At 37.7% G+C, this 16,035-nt stretch carries 18 protein-coding genes; 16 read left to right on the forward strand and 2 right to left on the reverse strand.

Features of this window, described 5'->3' with window-relative positions; translation table 11 throughout:
* The first annotated feature begins 112 nt into the window (after positions 1-112).
* The 16 genes from ACE01R_RS08945 (at position 113) to ACE01R_RS09020 (ending at position 14,788) form a co-directional block, all read left to right on the forward strand.
* Entirely contained in the window at positions 113-1,330 is a 1,218-nt protein-coding gene (locus ACE01R_RS08945; protein WP_395550566.1) for an alkane 1-monooxygenase, read from the forward strand.
* Positions 1,331-2,515: 1,185 nt separating this feature from the next.
* Positions 2,516-2,983 (forward strand): Cys-tRNA(Pro) deacylase, encoded by a 468-nt coding sequence (ybaK, locus tag ACE01R_RS08950; RefSeq protein WP_395550567.1) that lies wholly within the window; start codon positions 2,516-2,518, stop codon positions 2,981-2,983.
* A gap of 242 nt (positions 2,984-3,225) precedes the next feature.
* Entirely contained in the window at positions 3,226-4,455 is a 1,230-nt protein-coding gene (locus tag ACE01R_RS08955) for an MFS transporter (protein ID WP_395550568.1), read from the forward strand.
* A gap of 195 nt (positions 4,456-4,650) precedes the next feature.
* Entirely contained in the window at positions 4,651-5,280 is a 630-nt protein-coding gene (locus tag ACE01R_RS08960) for a 2'-5' RNA ligase family protein (protein ID WP_395550569.1), read from the forward strand.
* On the forward strand, positions 5,277-5,795 hold the full coding sequence (cobU, locus tag ACE01R_RS08965; protein WP_395550570.1) for a bifunctional adenosylcobinamide kinase/adenosylcobinamide-phosphate guanylyltransferase: 519 nt from the start codon (positions 5,277-5,279) through the stop codon (positions 5,793-5,795). The genes ACE01R_RS08960 and cobU overlap by 4 nt, the downstream gene beginning before the upstream one ends.
* Entirely contained in the window at positions 5,795-6,847 is a 1,053-nt protein-coding gene (gene cobT / locus ACE01R_RS08970; protein ID WP_395550571.1) for a nicotinate-nucleotide--dimethylbenzimidazole phosphoribosyltransferase, read from the forward strand. Before cobU ends, cobT begins: the two co-directional genes overlap by 1 nt.
* Positions 6,848-6,865: 18 nt before the next feature.
* Positions 6,866-7,483, forward strand: coding sequence for a histidine phosphatase family protein (locus tag ACE01R_RS08975; RefSeq protein ID WP_395550572.1), 618 nt, complete (start codon positions 6,866-6,868; stop codon positions 7,481-7,483).
* Positions 7,480-8,226, forward strand: a complete 747-nt coding sequence (locus ACE01R_RS08980) for an adenosylcobinamide-GDP ribazoletransferase (protein ID WP_395550574.1) — start codon at positions 7,480-7,482, stop codon at positions 8,224-8,226. The genes ACE01R_RS08975 and ACE01R_RS08980 overlap by 4 nt, the downstream gene beginning before the upstream one ends.
* A 429-nt stretch (positions 8,227-8,655) precedes the next feature.
* Positions 8,656-9,138 (forward strand): hypothetical protein, encoded by a 483-nt coding sequence (locus ACE01R_RS08985; RefSeq protein ID WP_395550576.1) that lies wholly within the window; start codon positions 8,656-8,658, stop codon positions 9,136-9,138.
* A 27-nt stretch (positions 9,139-9,165) separates the two neighbouring features.
* The gene (locus ACE01R_RS08990; RefSeq protein ID WP_395550577.1) at positions 9,166-9,639 is read left to right on the forward strand and encodes a hypothetical protein; all 474 of its coding nucleotides are present in this window, start codon (positions 9,166-9,168) and stop codon (positions 9,637-9,639) included.
* A gap of 85 nt (positions 9,640-9,724) precedes the next feature.
* A complete protein-coding gene (locus tag ACE01R_RS08995) occupies positions 9,725-10,162 on the forward strand; it encodes a hypothetical protein (protein ID WP_395550578.1) in 438 nt (145 codons plus the stop codon).
* A gap of 37 nt (positions 10,163-10,199) precedes the next feature.
* Positions 10,200-10,667: a hypothetical protein gene (locus ACE01R_RS09000; protein ID WP_395550579.1), complete on the forward strand. Its 468-nt coding sequence runs from the start codon at positions 10,200-10,202 to the stop codon at positions 10,665-10,667.
* A 27-nt stretch (positions 10,668-10,694) separates the two neighbouring features.
* The gene (locus ACE01R_RS09005) at positions 10,695-11,072 is read left to right on the forward strand and encodes a hypothetical protein (RefSeq protein ID WP_395550580.1); all 378 of its coding nucleotides are present in this window, start codon (positions 10,695-10,697) and stop codon (positions 11,070-11,072) included.
* A 187-nt stretch (positions 11,073-11,259) separates the two neighbouring features.
* The gene (locus ACE01R_RS09010; RefSeq protein ID WP_395550581.1) at positions 11,260-11,991 is read left to right on the forward strand and encodes a molecular chaperone; all 732 of its coding nucleotides are present in this window, start codon (positions 11,260-11,262) and stop codon (positions 11,989-11,991) included.
* Positions 11,992-12,041: 50 nt separating this feature from the next.
* On the forward strand, positions 12,042-14,336 hold the full coding sequence (locus ACE01R_RS09015) for a fimbria/pilus outer membrane usher protein (RefSeq protein WP_395550582.1): 2,295 nt from the start codon (positions 12,042-12,044) through the stop codon (positions 14,334-14,336).
* An 8-nt stretch (positions 14,337-14,344) separates the two neighbouring features.
* Complete coding sequence (locus ACE01R_RS09020) at positions 14,345-14,788, forward strand: hypothetical protein (protein WP_395550583.1); 444 nt, start codon at positions 14,345-14,347, stop codon at positions 14,786-14,788.
* Positions 14,789-14,833: 45 nt separating this feature from the next.
* Here ACE01R_RS09020 and ACE01R_RS09025 read toward each other — a convergent pair whose 3' ends face one another.
* Together ACE01R_RS09025 and ACE01R_RS09030 are read right to left on the reverse strand one after the other, a co-directional pair.
* Complete coding sequence (locus ACE01R_RS09025) at positions 14,834-15,526, reverse strand: LrgB family protein (RefSeq protein ID WP_395550584.1); 693 nt, start codon at positions 15,524-15,526, stop codon at positions 14,834-14,836.
* A gap of 1 nt (position 15,527) precedes the next feature.
* Positions 15,528-15,962, reverse strand: coding sequence for a CidA/LrgA family protein (locus tag ACE01R_RS09030; protein ID WP_395550585.1), 435 nt, complete (start codon positions 15,960-15,962; stop codon positions 15,528-15,530).
* Positions 15,963-16,035 lie beyond the last annotated feature (73 nt).

Genomic DNA, 16,035 nt, shown 5'->3' on the forward strand with positions numbered 1-16,035 from the left:
GGCTAGATATGCCAAGGACGTTTGCATAGCTTTTTTGGACGTTTACAACTGTTCTTGAAGACCTATTTCTAGAAATATAACGTTAGAACAAAAAATAGGGAAGATCGTCAGGATGAATGCACCAGTAAATTTAAATCAAGCCACACTTCAGACCCTGCCCAATGCTTCAGGCTTGGCCCTCGACAAAAAACGCTACTGGTGGCTGCTGAGCCCCGGTTTGCCGGTGATCGGTATGGGGATTTTGGCTGGCTATCAGTTTGGTCCTAAAGCCACGAAAAAAATCTTTGCCTTGGGCGGACCTTTATTGCTGCATGTGATTATTCCAACTGTCGATGCTATTGTGGGCAATGACAATAATAATCCCGATGATGAAGAAATTAAGTCCCTCGTAGCGGACCCTTATTATGACCGCATTGTGAAACTGTTTATTCCTTTGCAAATGGCAGCTAATCTATTTGCGGGCTATGTAGTAACACGAAAAGATGTTTCATTGTTAGATCAGGTATTGCTCGGTATTTCCATGGGAGCGATTAATGGCGTCGGTGTAAACACGGCACATGAGCTGTCGCATCGACCGCATAAAAAGGATCATTATCTTGCCCATGCCACATTAGCACCGCTGTTTTATAATCACTTTCGTGTTGAACATCCTTATGGACACCATAAGCGAGCGGCAACGCCTGAAGATCCTGCCTCTTCGAAAATGGGTGAAACTTTCTACGAGTTTTGGCCTAGAACGGTATTTGGTGGCATTAAATCATCCATCGAAATTGAAAAGAACCGTTTAAAACGTAAAGGCTTATCTTTCTTTAGCAAGGAAAATGAACTGTTTCAAGGCTGGGCGATGAGTGCCGGCTTCCATGCCACCATGCTGAAGTTATTTGGCAAAGACGTGATTCCTTATTTGGCCACACAGGCATTCTATGGCATCAGTTTATTTGAGATTATTAACTATATTGAGCATTACGGTTTAATGCGCGATAAAAAGGAAGATGGTACTTATACACGTACCATGCCTGAGCATAGCTGGAATAACAATAACATCACCACGAATTTGTTCTTGTACCAGTTGCAGCGTCATTCAGATCATCATGCCTATCCGACACGACCATTTCAGGCCTTACGCCATTTTGATGAAGCACCTGAATTGCCGAGTGGTTATGCCACCATGTTATTGCCGGCTTTAATTCCATCGCTATGGTTTAAAATGATGGATAAACGTGTATTCGAGCATTATAAGGGTGATTTAAGCAAAGCCAATATTCATCCAAAACGCCGTGCCAGTATATTTAAAAAATTTGCTGTGGTGGACCGGTTGTTGAATAAATAATAGTTGATAATCAGCTTAATATTTAATTTTTCTGAATCAGTTTTTGATCGATAAATAATTAAAAAAGCCCATTCGAGGGGGGATGGGCTTTTTACAATATTGTATTTTATTGATTTTATATGAAAATTTAATTACATTTTGCATAACGTGGATTAAGTAATTTTAGGAAATCTTTAGGATCAAAATGAGAAAAATACTAGTATTCATAATAATTTTGATAATTTATTTTTTCTATTCTAATTATATCCTTAAAAACGATGTTGAAAAATCAATTTTAGCTACCGATAAAGTAAAAGTCTGTGGCAAATATCTTGGTATCAAATCTATTCCGGGGCCTACACGAGGTGGGCCAACAGATTATATTTATTTTAAAAATGATGATGGAAGTGTCAGTCAATTTCTATATATTCCAAGATATCAGGATAAATTATTTAATCTAAATCAAATATATGCTAATGATAGAGTGTGTTATTACTACTCATTGAAATACACCATAGAAAACAATAATTATTTTATTAGTCAAATTGATATCTTAAAAAATTAGATAGTACTCAATCAAAATTCTTCCATTTAACATAATGGGGATTATCGAAACTTTTTTTATAAGTATTATTATTTATCAAATATTTAAACAAATAAATACAAAACCAAAAAGCTTAAAAAACCCACGATTTAATAACTCATATTTTTTCAATCGAATCTGTAATCATTTGCCAGTAAAAATTACTAAAAATACTCAAAATTGTTTTTTTCGCTTAAATTCCAATATTGCTGGATCTGAAAAAATCCACAATTTCTGCGGAAAATTCTAGAACAAACTTTAAGCAGCGTTGTACGCATATGCTCACATCATTTCCGGTTCTTTGCGCCTATACGACCTCGCTGTAATTTCCTATCATGGGGACATAGAGAACAGGAAGTTCCAGATAAGAATAACAAGAGTAAGAACAAGGAATGTAAGATCAGACAGGAGTCAGATCTAAGCATCAAATACGAAAAAGCCCGACAGGATGTCGGGCTTTTTTTATGTCTAAAAATGAGTTCCTACCACTACATAGGTTTATATGGGGCTAATCTCTAAAAATAGACAATAATACCAAGCAAACAAAATAGCCTGAGTATGCTAAACATTCATTTCTAAAGGGCATATAATTTGTTTATCTCGTTCTTAATATTTTCAAAAAAATGACACCAGCTTGCAAAATTTTAAAATCCAATAAAATTGAATTTTCTATCCATGAATATGAACACGATGCCAATGCGAAAAGTTTTGGCCTAGAAGCAGCCGAGAAACTGGGCTTAAGTGTTGAAGAAGTCTTTAAAACGCTGTTGGTGACTGATGATAAGAACTACTTTGTAGCGGTTTTACCGGTGAATCATCAATTAAATTTAAAGAAAGTGGCAGCAGCTGTAGGCTGTAAAAAATTACAAATGGCCGATCCTAAAAATGCTGAGCGCTTAACAGGCTACTTGGTTGGTGGGATTAGCCCGGTTGGACAGGAGAAACGCTTAAAAACTGTCATTGATGCTACGGCCCAAGATTTGCCAAAAATATACGTTAGCGGGGGTAAAAGAGGTCTGGATATTGGCGTAAAACCCCAAGATTTAGCCCAAGTTCTAGGTGCACAATTCGTAGATGTGCTGGACTTGTAAAAATCTACTTAAATACTGCTCATCAGCCCTAAAGCAATTTAGGGCTTTTTTTATGCAGATTTTAGCGATTGGCGGTACTGACAAGGCCTAGCAAGATACGATTAAATATGGCTTTGCTTGTACATGTTGAATTGATGACCAAAGCTATTACGTGAAGGAGTCAATTTCACCCTGAAAGAGATAGCTTGTGTTGCCTCTGATCTCTTATGCATCCAAACCAGGATTAGGAATTAAAATAAACAATGGATAAAAATAACAAAATTTTCATTGCTACAAGTCTGGCGAATGGTGGTTGTTTTTCTATGGTTTTGCCCATACTTGCACCTTTGGTTCGCCAAATGAAAATGACAGAATTGCAAGGCGGAGCTTTAATTTCGGCAGGTGCATTATTGATGGCAATAGGAGCCATTTATATTTCAAGACAGCGAAATAAATACAGTATTTATCGCTTATTAAGTGTGGGTTTTATCGGTATAACTCTCACCTGGGGGGTATTTACTGTCGTCCTGGCTTATGGGCTTGAATATCATCTTGCTGCGATGTTGCTGTTTACATTGTTATTGTTGGCTCGGGCAAGTATGGGCGTATTTATGGCGATGCCAATCATTGCTTTACAAACTTATGTGATGACCAAATATACCGCAGAACAGCAACGCAGCCAGTCCATGTCCAAGTTTGGAGCGTTAAATAGTGCAGGCCTAGTGCTTGGTCCATTTTTAACTACACTTTTATTGGCTTGGGGCATGCTCACGCCGTTATGGGTTGCCTTTATTATTTTTGCTTCAATTAGCCTCTTTATTGTGCTGAAATTTGATCACCAAGAGGCTGAGTTTTCTCATATTTCTGAACAGGATATGCCCACTGAAAATCCGGTATTTCCCCACAAGGAAGAATTTTCTTTACGTAATAGTATGGGCTGGTTTGTATTAGGGTTTAGTCTCTATATTGCTATTGTCACATTAAATCTCACCGCAGGCTTTTATATTCAGGATCAATTTCAAATTTCGACTCGGCAGAGTGCAATTTACTTTGCCCAATGTTCTTTGATTGTCGGTATATCATTAGTGATTATGCAAACAGCGATTTCCAAGTTTCTAAAATGGTCTGTGCAGCGCTTACTGTGGATTGGTCTGGTGTTTATGATGCTAGGCTTGATGATTTCTATTCACACCACACATATACATATTTTTCAAAGTGCTTATATTTTATATGGAGTAGCTGTGGCTTGTCTTACTCCTGCATTTACCACGGGTGCTGCCCAATCTGCGCCACAGCATTTGCAGGCTAAAGTTGCCAGTTTTTGTACTGCAACCCAGGCCTTGAGTTTTGTATTTGGTCCGTTGGTCAGTACCGGTTTGTATCAGTGGCATAGTGATTACCCATTTTATTTGTTAATAATCATGTTTATGCTTCTGGCTTTTTATTTCCTGTGTTATCAAAAGAAAATGCAGCTATCGTCAGTGCCAGTATGATTTTATTAATGAAGTTATCCTTCCAAGTGGGCTGTTAGATATTTACAAATGAAGTCACGATGTTTGTGACATGATTTAAGTCTATAACAAGCTGAATATAATTCATTATTAGCTGAATATTACTGAATCAATACTTCGAGAAAATTAACATCATTCATGTTTTAATAAGATGATTGAATTTAATGTGAATTTTACGTGTTTTTGAAACCTTCTATGCCGGTGGTTCCTACGCTTGCACAGGACTATCCTGAGTGGCATAAAGGGCGTACGCATTATTCACTCTGGTATCTGGAAATACAGCAGCCCGAGTTACTGCATTATTTACAGCATCTGCGTCAGCACTTTTCCGACATACTGTATACACCAAATACACGCCAGTTTCATATCACCTTATTTATTTGCGGATTTTTGACTGCACACAAGCAAGATTGGGATGACGATTTTAGCCATCAGCAATTACAACAGCAGATTGAACTTTTAAACCGGAAAAAAAAATATTCATTTAAACTGAAGTCGGGATACTTAAACAGTTTTGAAAGTGCGCTTTTTATTGAAATTGATGATAGTGAAGGAAGTTTGGCCGAGATTCGTCAACAGTTCTATGCCTGTTCAGAAGAAGTCGCACCCTTACAATATTGTCCTCATATCACTTTGGGCTTATATAAAGATAATATCAATAGCGATGCAGTTTTTGAGCGAATACAAAATATTCCACAGCAGCAATTTGAATTTCAGGTCCAGCAATTAACATTTGGAACCTATCGCGCTCAAATGCTGCAGGGACCGTTAACCCCATACCATCAATTTTTATTGGGTGATGCATGATCCAACTTATTTTAGGCGGCGCCCGTTCCGGTAAAAGTCGTCTTGCAGAACAAATCGCAAAAGATTCAAATCTTAAAGTGGCATATATTGCAACGGCACAAGCTTTTGATGCAGAAATGCAAGAACGTATTCATCATCATCAAGCACAACGTCCAGCGCATTGGGCGGTGATTGAAGAGCCTCTATATCTGGCCAATTGCTTAATAGAACTGGATCAACCCAAGCAAGTGATTCTGGTCGACTGTTTAACCTTGTGGATGAGCAATTTATTGATGCATGAGAATCCTGAATTACAGATGCATCAATGCCAAAAGCTGCTGGACATTTTACCGATATTAGAGTCAGACATTATTTTAGTCAGTAATGAAACCGGACTGGGCATAGTACCCATGGGCGAGATCAGCCGTAAGTTTGTGGACGAATCAGGTCGTTTACATCAACAGCTTGGACAGATTGCCGATAAAGTGATGTTTTGCGTTGCGGGTTTCCCAATGATTTTAAAAGGAGAGAAATAATGAACTGGTGGTTAGATGTGTGTAAAACGCCAAGTGCAGAAGCCAGACTACAGGCTGCAGAGCGTCAATTACAGTTAACCAAACCAACCGGTTCACTTTCCGAACTGGAAAATGTCGCGATTCAATTGGCCTGTTTGCAAAACAATCAGCGCCCGAACATTGATAAACCGTGGATTACCATTTTTGCCGGTGACCATGGCGTGATGGAAGAAAATATTTCAGCCTATCCGCAAGCTGTAACCCGTCAAATGCTGCAAAATTTCACCAGTGGTGGAGCCTGTATTAGCGTGATTGCCAAGGAATACAATGCCAGACTGCAAGTGATTGACTGCGGTTCAGTCGGTGATGCGTATGAATATGCAGGCGTTGAACGTTATTGCATTATTCCGGGTACGGCTAACTTTGCCAAACAAGTTGCCATGACTGAAGCACAATGTATAGACGCTTTAAATCTTGGTCGTAAAAGTGTAGAGGAGGCAATTGCAGAGGGTGCTTCAATCTATGTGGCTGGGGAAATGGGCATTGGCAATACCTGTTCCGCTTCTGCGGTCGCCAGTTTTTTGCTGGATGAACCCGCGGAGCAACTGACCGGTGTAGGGACAGGAATTCGTGAAGAACAGCTCGATCATAAAAAGAATGTGATTAACCAGGCGATAGCATTACACCAGAAATATGTAGGCAATGATGCATTTAAAGCCTTGTGCGCCGTGGGTGGCCTAGAAGTGGCTGCAATGGTCGGTGCTTATATTCGCTGTGCACAGTTGGGTTTGCCTATGGTGGTCGATGGCTTTATCACTACAGCATCTGCATTGGTAGCGGTACGATTAAATCCAGCCGTACGTGACTGGATGCTGTTTGGACATCAGTCTGCTGAATATGGTCATCAACGTTTACTGCAAGAACTGAATGCCAATCCTTTGCTGAAACTGAATTTACGTTTGGGCGAAGGTAGTGGTGCAGGCGCTGCATTGGGGGTGATTAAACTGGCATGCAGTCTACATAACAACATGGCTACTTTTGCTGAAGCTGCTGTAATTGGCAAAAAGGTTTAACCTTTTTTTGTGTAGGATGTGAAAATGTACAGGATTGATCTATTGCGTCATGGTGAAACCGAGCTGAGCCATACTTTGCGTGGCTCGACTGATGATGCCTTGACGGATTCAGGCTGGCAGCAAATGCACCATACGGTAGTTCAATCCCTAAAAAATAATGCACATTTTAAACCTTGGGATATTGTGTTCAGTTCGCCTTTGCAGCGCTGTGCTTTATTCGCAGATGAAATCGCCAACAATTTAAAGCTTGAACTCATTTTAGATCGCAATTTGCAAGAAATGCATTTTGGCGACTGGGAAGGTGTTTCTACTCAAGAGATCTATGAAAAGCAGCCTGAGTTGCTGGCGAAGTTTTGGGAAACTCCAACCCGATTTAGTCCACCTAATGCCGAAACCATGCAGCAGTTTCAGCAACGTATTTTAAATGCGATGCAACAGGTGCAACATTCTATGCAGCAAAATCAATTTGCACATGCAATGGTGGTCACGCATGGCGGGGTGATTAAACTGTTAAAATGTCTGGCATTCAATCAACCCTTGGATAATATTTTAAAAATGTCTGCTGAACTGGGGCAATTCAATCATTTTATTCTGCATGACAATTTAAGCATTGAATATGTGGAGCAATCAGTATGACGCCATTTTTTATTGCGCTGCAGTTTTTAACGACATTTCCGGTTCAATTAAAACAAATGCCAAGTAAACAACAAAATGGGCAATCTTTGCTGTTTTATCCATTAGTTAGCTTGATTATTGGCCTGATTCTATTTGCACTTGCCTATCTTTTACAGGCTATTCCGGTCATTTTATTAAGCAGTGTGATTTTAGTTGTGTGGATCTGGCTGACTGGTGGTTTGCATATGGATGGTCTGGCAGATACAGCGGATGCCTGGGTGGGTGGTTTTGGTGATCCTGAACGTACCTTAGCCATTATGAAAGACCCGAGCTGTGGGCCAATAGGGGTGCTCAGTTTGATCATCCTGTGTCTGCTAAAATGGTCGGCACTGTATGTATTATTGGAACAGCAATACTATTCAGCACTGATTTTATTTCCGTTATTGGGTCGTTTAGCACCATTATTTTTATTTTTAACCACCCATTATGTGCGCCAAAAAGGTTTAGGCACTTCAATTGCAGAATTTATTCCGAAAACTGCCGCCATTATTGTATTTGTATTAAGTTTACTTACATCAGTGTATTGGGGATGGGCTGGAATGCTGTGTGCTCTATCTATGCTAGGTACATTGCTTTATTTAAGACACAAATTTATCCAGCGTATTGGCGGTATTACAGGGGATACCGTAGGCGCAAGTATTGAAATTTGCGAGGTGGTGAGTCTGCTCGTGTTTGTAATTACTTTATTTATTTTAATGAAATAAGATAGTGTTTTATATACCCAATACACCACTCGTATTTAATTTTTAGAATGATGAAAATTAAGCACAATAAAATACTGTAAAATCATTTAATGACATTTAAGATAATATAATTATTTATAAAATAATCAGATAATAAATTAAGTGAAAATTATTTTATTTGTAAGTGAGATTGTTAATATATCCTTGAAAATAGTATTAATTTAAAAAAAATTAAGCTCAAAAAATAAAAAAAACAAAAATTTTATTATGGTATGTAATTATTTTAAATACATCTTATTGAAAAATAATAATTAATTCAAATTGATGAGGCTTAAATTTGTATTTTTATTTTGTCTTTTTGTTGCCGAAATACCTATTTACAGTGATATGAATCTCTTTTTATTTCGCATTTAATCGCGAGTAATCATTTTGATTAAATGCGTGGTACTGATGAAACAGAGCAGTATGAAAATTTCAAATATTTTTCTGATGTTTATTTTTTTGCATTTTTCAGGAAATATTTATGCTGCAAACCAAAGTTATTCAGTTGATGTGATCACGACTATTCCTGTGAGTTGTCAATTTTCAAATGTTAGTCCACAAATTATGGTTTCTGAAAATGGTGGTGTTTCTACAGGAAGTTTTAGTTTGAATTGCAATAAGCAATTTGACCTGAAATTTGGTGCCAGGTCTTTAGCGGATGGAGGGGGATCTACTTCGGTGCGAGCTGACAATGGACTGAAGTTGAACACTGTCGTGAAGTTGAACTTTATGGGAAACGACTATGTTTTGGATGCGGTTAAACAGATTCGGGCATTAGATCCAGCAAGTTCAGAGACAGGAACGGTCAGTATAAATCTTGCAAATCCAATTACTTCAAATACACCTGCTGGGGTGTATAGGGACATTTTGTATTTGGAAGCAACTTTTTAATCACTCATTTTATGAAAGAGAAAAACAATGAAAACATTAACAAAATTTGCTGTCTTTGCAGCAATGCTAGTGGGGAGTAGCTTGACTCAAGCTGCTACGACTACAGCCAGTATTCCTATGGGAGTGGACATTCCTAAAAGTTGTACATTTTTTGATGTTAGCTCAGGAATTATTGTTCCAGAAGATGGATCAGAAGCAATTGGAAACTTCAAAATGTCCTGTAATACAGGATATTCCGTATTTTTTAATACAGATTCAAGTATTTTAGGAACAGGTACTTACGTTAAAAATGTTCAAGATATTCAAATACCGACAGCGACATCGGTCACATTGTGGGGGTACACAAACGTGATTACAAATAGTTGGACATATATTGATGGTGGACCTAATTATATTGGACCGCAATCAGGGAATTTTAAAGTTAAATTAAAGAGTCCAACCACAGCAACAACACCTGCTGGTATTTATACAGATACTTTAAATATGACTGTGACCTATTAATTTTTAATAAAAGAAGCCAAGAGACAATCTTATGAAAATATTCATAAAATCTGCTGCAATTTTAACAGTCTTATTGGGGAGTAGCTTGACTCAAGCTGCTACGACTACAGCCAGTATTCCTATGGGAGTGGAAGTGCCTAAAAGCTGTTCATTTTCAAATGTAAGTTCAGGGTTGGTGTTGCCAGAAGATGGAAGTGAAGTCCAAGGTTCTTTTACATTTTCCTGCAATATGGATGGTGGGTTTGATCTAAGTACTTTCCTCGATTCTGTTAATAATACAGGTCATGCAACTGTGGTAAATAGTGAGGGAATACACCTACCAATAACGGCAACTTTAACAGGGAATGGCTATGGTAGCCGCTCTTTAAATAATGCCAGTTCAGCACCATTTGTTTTGTATGTAAGTGGTTGGTTGAACAGTAATATTCAATCTACTATTAAAGCAAAATTAGTTACTCCAACCACAGCAACAACACCAGCCGGTGTGTATACAGATACATTCCGTGTGAATGTCAATTATTAATTTTCACTTCAACTTAAAAACAAACGAGAAAAAAAACATGAAAATATTAACAAAAATTGCTTTAGCAACAGCTGCAGCTTTATCTAGTGCTTTAACTCAAGCCGCGACCACTTCTGCAAGTATTCCAGTCAGCCTGACAATTACAGAAAAATGTACCATCAGTGATGTATCAACCAATATTGTTATTCCAAATGATACAACAAGTGGTACAGGCAGTTTTAAAGTGACTTGCAATACACCGTATAGCATTAGCACCAGTACAGCAAATACTACAAATGCAACAACATTTGTAAAATCCACTACAAATACAAGCCATACTTTAAATACCAATATTACGGTTGATTTGAATGGTGCGGCTGTACCAGTAAATGCTGGTACCCCATTGGCTCAACCAGGTTTAGTGGTAGATACCTATAATGTAAATACTGCTCTTGTAGCTGCGGTGGTTTCAACTACACCTGCAGGTACATATAACGATACTTTAAATATTAGTGTTGATTACTAAATTTAAATTTTCATGGAGAATAAAATCATGAAAAAACTATTTTTAGCCTTAACAACATTAATACTTGCTGCGCCTGCTTTTTCTGCAACGGCAACCTCATCTATCCCGATGAGCGTTGAAATTGCCAAGCAATGTACTTTTTCCAATGTTGGTTCTGAAATTATTCTTAAGGAAGATGGCTCAGATACGACTGCAGGTTATACAGTAACGTGTAATACTCCATATAGTATTTTTACTGATAATGCGAAATGGTATGAGGGTTGGTATTCGTATATTTCAAATGCTCAAAATGAGTGGTTAAAAACTGGTGTAGGCACTCGTGCAGTTCGCGATAATGCGTTAGTTACCTTACATGCAGGAACACCGCTTGCTAGACCTGGTTATTCTGTAGATGACTATGTATGAGGTTAGCATTCATGTTTCGACGCCTATCACGGCAACCACGCGTGCAGGTGTTTATACAGATACTTATTTGGTAAGTGTATATTATTAATTTATAAAACAAAAAATGCATAAAAGGTAATAGATTTACCTTTTATGCTTGTTTCATTGTGAATAACAAATAAATTTTAAAACTTGGGGTGAAATAAATATGAAAACTGTAAAAAATAAAAACGGTTTTTTATTTGCATTATTAACGTTAATAGCACCGGTAGCACATGCAGATCTAACCATTTCCCCCGTTCAATTATATATTTCTGGTGCACAGCAACAACGCAGTACTACAGCAAATTTAAATACCAAAGGTGAAAAAACAGATCGCACTTACGAAGTCAGTGTATTTCGCTGGTCTCAGGATGAACAGGGAAATGATATTTTAACCCCTGATTCTGAGTTAGTGGTAAATCCCAAGGCACTTATTTTAAAACCCGACAGTAATAAAGTGATTCGTTTCGGATTTCGTCAATCTATTGAAGCCATGAATTTAAAACAAGAAGCCACTTGGAGGGTGAAATTCATTGAAATTCCATCAGCTCTACAAAAAACAGGCATGAGTATTGCGTTGAACTTTAGTGTGCCGGTATTTGTAGGTAATGGTTTCCAACCTGACATGTCTTTTAATTTTGTTAAGGACTCAAAAAACAATACTGTTCTAGTGGCTAAAAACAACGGTAAAGCACATTTTCAAATGACTAAATTTAGTATTCAAGATGCATCAGGCAAGGTATTAAAAGATGTAGATATGATGAAATATGTTTTGCCAGATCGTCAAATTTCTATTCCTTTGGAAGGGTTTCATCCAGCCTCTTTAAAACAATTAAAGTTTGTTATGGCATCTGCTAACTCAAAAAAATCCGTTATTTATGATATTTCGGAGCAATAGAATATATGGGTAAACCCAAATATAATCTGATATTCCTTGCGCTTTTGCTTATGGTTCGACCAGCTCATGCATCAGCAAATGCAGTGCTGGGGGCTGAAGATAACGAAGAAGTACATCAAGATGCAATTCTTGGATTATGGATTAATGGCATAGATCAACAGCAAGATGCTGTACTGACAGTCGTAGATCAAAAAAAATATATTGAGTGCAATGTATTACAAGCCAATTTTATGGATACTGCCAAATTTCAGCAAATTACCCAAATGGGAGTTCCATATTGTCTTATTTCTGAAGCGGATATTAACGTAGTTGAAGATATAGATTCACAATTACTTAAAGTGAATATTCCGACCCATTATATGCAAGGGCAACATATTCAAAATGCTGAAATGCAACTGCCAGAATTACCGGGTTTAGGTGGATTTATAAATTACGATGCCTTTTATCAAGAAGGTGACTATTCCAAGCAAGCCAATGCTGTGACTGACTTAGGTATTTTTTGGAAAAATACATTTTTTAATAGCAGTCATATTTTTCGCAAAAAATTTGAAAATAGTGGAGAAGACTTCAAAACCAATACACGATTAAGTACATCTTTAGTATTTGAATTTCCAAAAAAATTAACCACTTTACAACTGGGTGATAATGTCAGTACCAATACTGGCATATCTCAGTCTTATTATTTTGGTGGTTTTCGTTGGGGTACGAATTTCACTTCACGACCAGATTTTGTCTATTGGAATACGCCGTCTTTTAAAGGCAGTGCACTGGTTCCATCTACCATTGATTTAATTATCAATGGTAATAAAGCCTATAATTCTAAAATAAACCCAGGTGAATTTAATATTGATAGTAATATTAATTTTCGCGGATTAGGCAGTGCAGAAATGGTGGTCCAGGATATTATGGGCAATAAGACTGTACAGAATATCCCTATTTTTGTGAGTGAACGCTTATTAAAGCAAGGTCTAGCTGACTATAGTCTTTCCAGTGGCAAGTTACGCTATAACTATAGTGAAGAAAGTGATGACTATCGTGAATGGTTTGGTAGTGCATATTATCGACGTGGAATCACAGATAAAACGACTTTGGGGACAGTCATTGATTATAGCCATGATTTAAAAAGTACAGGACTATTGTGGAGTCAGTATTTATATAAATTAGGTTTATTTGAACTGAACTCTGCTTATAGTCATGCGAAAAAGGGCGATGGATATACGGTAAGTACAGAATTTAAAAGAGATAAAGATAAATATAGTCTGGGTTTAAAGACGCAATATTATAGTCCAAAGTTTCTCATGTTAGGTATGGAAGACATCAAGGATCAATTTCTGCCTGAACGGGAAAGCTTAATTTATTTGTCTAAATCTGGAATTCCTGTTTTGGGGAATTTATCTTTTAGTTATGTTGAACAAAATTATAGAAAAGTGACAGATCGCGATGATCAACGCATTTTTACCCTGCGTTCCAGCCGTACTTTATTTGACAATTTAAGTATGTCTGTTGGATTTAGTTATGATGCAGGCGATCAAAATGACCATCGTATCGACTTATCGCTCAGTTATCGTTTTGACGATAAACATGCAGCGTATTTTAATCAGACTGATTCAGATTCCAGTAATCTAACTTTTGTTAAAAATACCTCCAATGCAGTTGGTGTAGATTATGCGATCGGGGCTGGACGAGCAAATGAGCAATATACCGGAAATGTGGCGACACGTCTTAAAACGCAAGTAGGTGATTTAGATTTACAGTATTTACAGACAGGAAGTAATAACAGTTATAGCGCAACGTTCCATGGTGCGTTGACCTGGCTGGGGCGTAGTGTGGATTTAACCAAATCCGTCAATAATGGATTTTCTTTGGTCAAAGTAACCGATAGTCCAAATGTTGATGTATATCGTAATGATTTATTTATTGGTAAAACCAACAAGTATGGTGAAATATTTGTCCATGATTTAATTGTGTATACCAACCAGCATCTTTCATTTAATGAGAACCAGCTGCAAATTGAAGACAAGGTAAACACGTCTCGTCAAACCATTATGCCACTGAACAAACGGGGGTATGTTGTGGAATTTCCAGTCGTACGTACACGTGAAGTCAGCTTTAAATTAGTCAATGCACAGGGGCAAAGTTTGGCTCAAGGCAGTCAGGTGACGGTAGATGAAAATAAAGAAGATATTTATCCGATTGCGAGTGATGACATCGTGACAATTTATGGTCTAATCAATGGGCAACATATTTTAAACGTTCAAATTTCAGCAACTGAATCATGCCATGTAACTTTAGATTTAAAAGTGGATGAATCCGGTGATATTCCACGAACTTTAGTGTGTAAATAGGTGAGCATATGAAATTGATAATCCTGAAAATTTTAGTGAACAGCACTTTTTATTTCATTTGTTCACAAGCTTTTGCTGTATGTACCATTTTCGATACGGGGGCTGGAACTATAAGACTTCAACCGACATCTGCAAGTACATCCACCGTACAGCTGGATATTAAATGTGATTCGGAATTTAATATTCGCTTTGATAGCCAAAATCTAGTGGATGCAAGTGGCAAAAGCACTTTAAAAAATGATGCTGCAGCAACACTTTCAAAGTTAAAAAATTATATTGATGTTCAGTATCAATTATCTGGTGATGCAGGTTCACAATGGCAGTTGTTAAAAAATCAGAAAGAAAAGGCCAAGCATAGCTATATTATCGTTGCCAATTTAGGCACGGTGAATTTGGCTAGCCTGGCTGCAGGAGATTATAGAGATCGAATTTCGGTTTCTATTGATTATTAATCGAATGATATTTTTAGAGCATGGGGTCAAGCATGCTCTAAAAAATTAAAGAAAATTGACAACAAAATGAATAATGCCGGGTCCCAGCAGCACCATAAATACGCCTGCAAGCACCATACTCAAACACGCCGCCACACCTTCCTCACGATGGCGCATAAAGGCTTTACTGGTCCCAAAACCATGCGCTGCATTACCAAAAGATGCACCTTGAGCAAAGTGTGAATTGAGTTTAAGTGCAAGCAGGAGCATATCTCCCATTGCAACGCCAGCAATCCCGGTAATCATGGTAAATAAAATCACCAGTTCAACTGAACCGCCTATATTTGCGCTTAATTCCATGGCAAAAGGTGTAGAAATGGAACGTGCCATTAAACTATAAGAAGTGGACTGGTCAAAATGAAATAATTTTGCCAGATAAAATGAACTGATCACACCGACAATCATGCCAACCACAATGCCTAAACTAATCGACAGTGCATGTGCTTTAATCACTTGACGGTATTCATAAATCGGAATGGCAAAGGCAATAGTTGCAGGCCCTAACATCCAGATCAGCCACTGATTTTCGACCATATAGGTGTCATAGGAAATATTGAACAGCAGCATCAATATCACCAGAATTAAGGGAACGAAAATACCCGGCGCCAACAGCATGTAGGGATATTTTTTATGCAGTTTTTTAACCAGTACATAACAGATGAGTGTTCCGATAAAACACAGAAGTGCAGTCAAATTCATATTATTTTCCCTGCTCTAATAGGTGTTTGGTATGCGATTTATGCTTGAAACGAGCTTCCAGTTTAAAACCGAAATATACGCTATAGGCTGTAGCGAGCATCACACAGAAAGTACCGATTACAACCGATAAAATTAGTTGCCAGCCTTGGGTCAAAAGCAGGTCTTTATATTTAATAATGCCAACCACACAGGGAATAAATAATAAGACCAGTTCACCGAGAATAAAATCTGAACCAGTTTTGATCCATTGCAGTTTAAATAGGCCACTCAGTAAAGCGATTAAAACCAGTAACAGGCCAATAACCCCAGCAGAAACCGGTAAATTAAGCGCTTGTTGAATCAAGGAAGAAGCCCACCAAATCAGGATCAGTACACTGAGCTGTAGCACAACTTGGGCCATATAAATCAATTGAGGAGAACGTAAGGAGGTAGACATAATCAGGAGGTATAAAAGCGTAGCTATATTTTAAATTTGACCCACTGTTTATATTATGAATAATAAAAAAAAG

The sequence above is a fragment of the Acinetobacter sp. BSP-28 genome (genome assembly GCF_044130285.1).
In the GTDB taxonomy this organism is placed as follows: domain Bacteria; phylum Pseudomonadota; class Gammaproteobacteria; order Pseudomonadales; family Moraxellaceae; genus Acinetobacter.

Coding starts and splice junctions, on each gene's coding strand:
- ACE01R_RS08945 (WP_395550566.1), top strand. CDS start 113: ATGAATGCACCAGTAAATTTAAATCAAGCCACACTTCAGACCCTGCCC.
- ybaK (WP_395550567.1), top strand. CDS start 2,516: ATGACACCAGCTTGCAAAATTTTAAAATCCAATAAAATTGAATTTTCT.
- ACE01R_RS08955 (WP_395550568.1), top strand. CDS start 3,226: ATGGATAAAAATAACAAAATTTTCATTGCTACAAGTCTGGCGAATGGT.
- cobU (WP_395550570.1), top strand. CDS start 5,277: ATGATCCAACTTATTTTAGGCGGCGCCCGTTCCGGTAAAAGTCGTCTT.
- cobT (WP_395550571.1), top strand. CDS start 5,795: ATGAACTGGTGGTTAGATGTGTGTAAAACGCCAAGTGCAGAAGCCAGA.
- ACE01R_RS08980 (WP_395550574.1), top strand. CDS start 7,480: ATGACGCCATTTTTTATTGCGCTGCAGTTTTTAACGACATTTCCGGTT.
- ACE01R_RS08985 (WP_395550576.1), top strand. CDS start 8,656: ATGAAACAGAGCAGTATGAAAATTTCAAATATTTTTCTGATGTTTATT.
- ACE01R_RS08990 (WP_395550577.1), top strand. CDS start 9,166: ATGAAAACATTAACAAAATTTGCTGTCTTTGCAGCAATGCTAGTGGGG.
- ACE01R_RS09000 (WP_395550579.1), top strand. CDS start 10,200: ATGAAAATATTAACAAAAATTGCTTTAGCAACAGCTGCAGCTTTATCT.
- ACE01R_RS09005 (WP_395550580.1), top strand. CDS start 10,695: ATGAAAAAACTATTTTTAGCCTTAACAACATTAATACTTGCTGCGCCT.
- ACE01R_RS09010 (WP_395550581.1), top strand. CDS start 11,260: ATGAAAACTGTAAAAAATAAAAACGGTTTTTTATTTGCATTATTAACG.
- ACE01R_RS09015 (WP_395550582.1), top strand. CDS start 12,042: ATGGTTCGACCAGCTCATGCATCAGCAAATGCAGTGCTGGGGGCTGAA.
- ACE01R_RS09020 (WP_395550583.1), top strand. CDS start 14,345: ATGAAATTGATAATCCTGAAAATTTTAGTGAACAGCACTTTTTATTTC.
- ACE01R_RS09025 (WP_395550584.1), bottom strand. CDS start 15,526: ATGAATTTGACTGCACTTCTGTGTTTTATCGGAACACTCATCTGTTAT.
- ACE01R_RS09030 (WP_395550585.1), bottom strand. CDS start 15,962: ATGTCTACCTCCTTACGTTCTCCTCAATTGATTTATATGGCCCAAGTT.